Source organism: bacterium (assembly GCA_016873475.1).
Taxonomy (GTDB): domain Bacteria; phylum Krumholzibacteriota; class Krumholzibacteriia; order JACNKJ01; family JACNKJ01; genus VGXI01.
The window spans coordinates 1-2,126 of record VGXI01000355.1 but is presented as its reverse complement, the minus strand read 5'-3'; the positions used below and the strand labels follow the sequence as shown (position 1 = coordinate 2,126).

General features: G+C 71.4%; 2 protein-coding genes. Both read right to left on the bottom strand.

The annotated features are described in order from the left end of the window. Positions 1 to 208: 208 nt before the first annotated feature. Positions 209 to 1,942: an ABC transporter ATP-binding protein gene (locus FJ251_15705; GenBank protein MBM4119148.1), complete on the bottom strand. Its 1,734-nt coding sequence runs from the start codon at positions 1,940 to 1,942 to the stop codon at positions 209 to 211. After that, a partial coding sequence (locus tag FJ251_15700; GenBank protein MBM4119147.1) for an ABC transporter ATP-binding protein occupies positions 1,923 to 2,126 on the bottom strand: 204 nt, incomplete at its 5' end. The genes FJ251_15705 and FJ251_15700, both read right to left, overlap by 20 nt.

Here is a 2,126-nt window from a genome sequence, read left to right as displayed (position 1 = left end):
GTGCGCACGGGCATCAAGCTCGGCGCCATGCTGCCCAAGGACGCCAAGATGAAGATCGAGGCCAAGGGCATCGATCTGGAGAGCCTCAGCGGCAAGGGCGGCGAGGAGCTGATCGCGGCGATCGAGGAGCTGGAGATCGACGTCGCCGACGGCAAGGACACCGTGCGCATCTTCTGCGAGTAGCGCGCGGGGGCGGCCTCGGCCGCCCCTAGCGCGCGGCGAAGAGGCGGCGGTAGCCCTCGTGCGCCTCGAGCAGCGCCGCGTGCTTGCCTTCCTCGCGAATGCGCCCGCCCTCCAGCCAGACCACGCGGTCCGCGCGCTGCGCCGTCGCCTCGCGGTGGGTGGAGACGAGAATGCCCGCATCGGGCAGCTGGCTGCGCAGGTGGCCCCAGAACTGCTGCTCGGTGCGGGCGTCCAGGGCGCTGGTCACGTCGTCGAGCACCAGCACCGAGGGCGCGCCGGCCAGCGCTCGGGCGATCGCCACGCGCTGCTGCTGGCCGCCCGAAAGCCCCTTGCCCCCCGGCGCGACCTCCTTGTCGACGGGCACTTCCTGCGTCAGCCGCGCCGTGCGCAGCGAGCGCAGCACGGCGTCGCCGCTCACCTGCTCGCGGTCCATGCTCACGTTCATCCCCAGGCTGCCCGCGAAGAGCTGCGGCTCCTGCGGCGCGTAGCCGATGTGCCGCGCGCGCACCTCGTCCTTGAGCGCGGCCAGCGGCCGCGAGCCGAGGCGCACCTCGCCGGCGTCGGGCGCGAGCAGGCCCGTCGCGCACTCGAGCAGCGTGGACTTGCCGCAGCCCACCGGCCCGACGAGGGCCACCGTCTCGCCCGGCCGCACGCTGAGGCTCAGCTCCTTCAGGACCGAGACCGGCTCGCCCTCCGCGCGCGGGTAGGCGAAGCTGAGCTGATCGAGCTTCAGCACCGGGTGCCGCTCGGGCAGCTCCTCCCTGCCGACCGCGCGCTCGGGCGCGGCCTCCAGCTCCTGCATGCGCTTGAGGGAGGTGTGCGTCACCGCCGTGCTCACGAAGAACCAGCTGATCGTCCACAGCGGCATCGTCAGGCCCGACAGGTAGGCCACGAAGGCGTAGAAGTCGCCCAGCGTGAAGCGCGGATCGGTGAAGACGAACCAGCCGCCCAGGAAGAGCACGATCACGAGGCCCACCTGGTTCATGATCGAGAAGAAGCCCTCGAGCAGCGCCTGCAGCGAGACCACGCGCTTCTCGGTGCGCTCGCGCTCCTTCAGCACGCGGTCGAAGAGCCGCTCCTGCGCGCCCTCCATGCCGAAGCCGACCACGATGCGCGCGCCGGAGAAGCCGGCCTCGAGGGTCTCCACCGTGCGGCTGGTGGCCTGCTGGCGCTCGTTGTAGCGGCGGTGCTGGAGCGTCTCCGTCTTGGAGAGCAGCCACACGATCAGGGGCAGCGGCAGGGTCGAGGCGAGCGTGAGCTTCCAGTGCAGGCCGAACATCACGGCCAGGCTGAAGGCGAGCGTGAGCCCCGCCTCGATCGGTCGGAACACCCCCGAGCAGGCGTACCAGCTCAGCTTGTCGCCCTGGTCGATGTCGTCGGTGAGGCGCGCGATGAGATCGCCCGGCTGGAAGCGCTGGAAGAAGTCGTGCCGCTTGGCGAGCACGCGGCGCAGCTCCTCCATGCGAATGCGCAGGCCGACGGCGACGTTCATCCAGGCGCGGCAGGAAGGCAGGAAGGCCTGCGAGAGGCTGCGCAGGAAGCCCAGGCCGAGCAGCACGAGCACCCAGTTGCGCGCGCTCGTCAGGTCGGGCCGGCCGCCGGCGTCCGTCACGGCCAGCGCGTCGATGATGAACTTGAAGATCAGCGGATAGACCGTGCGCGAGGCGATGGCGACGACCGTGATCAGGAAGACCACGGCGATGCCGCCCCGCTCCCGCCGCCAGTAGGGCGCGTACCAGCTAAGCACTCTTCTCAGCACCGCGCGCCTCCTCCAACTGCAGGGTCACCAGCTCGGCGTAGCGGCCGCCGCGCGCCATCAGCTCGTCGTGGCTGCCGCTCTCCACGATGCCGCCGTCGATGTAGAGGATGCGGTCCGCCCGCCGCACGGTGGAGAGCCGGTGCGCGACGACCAGGGTCGTGCGCCCCGCCGTGAGGCGCTCCCC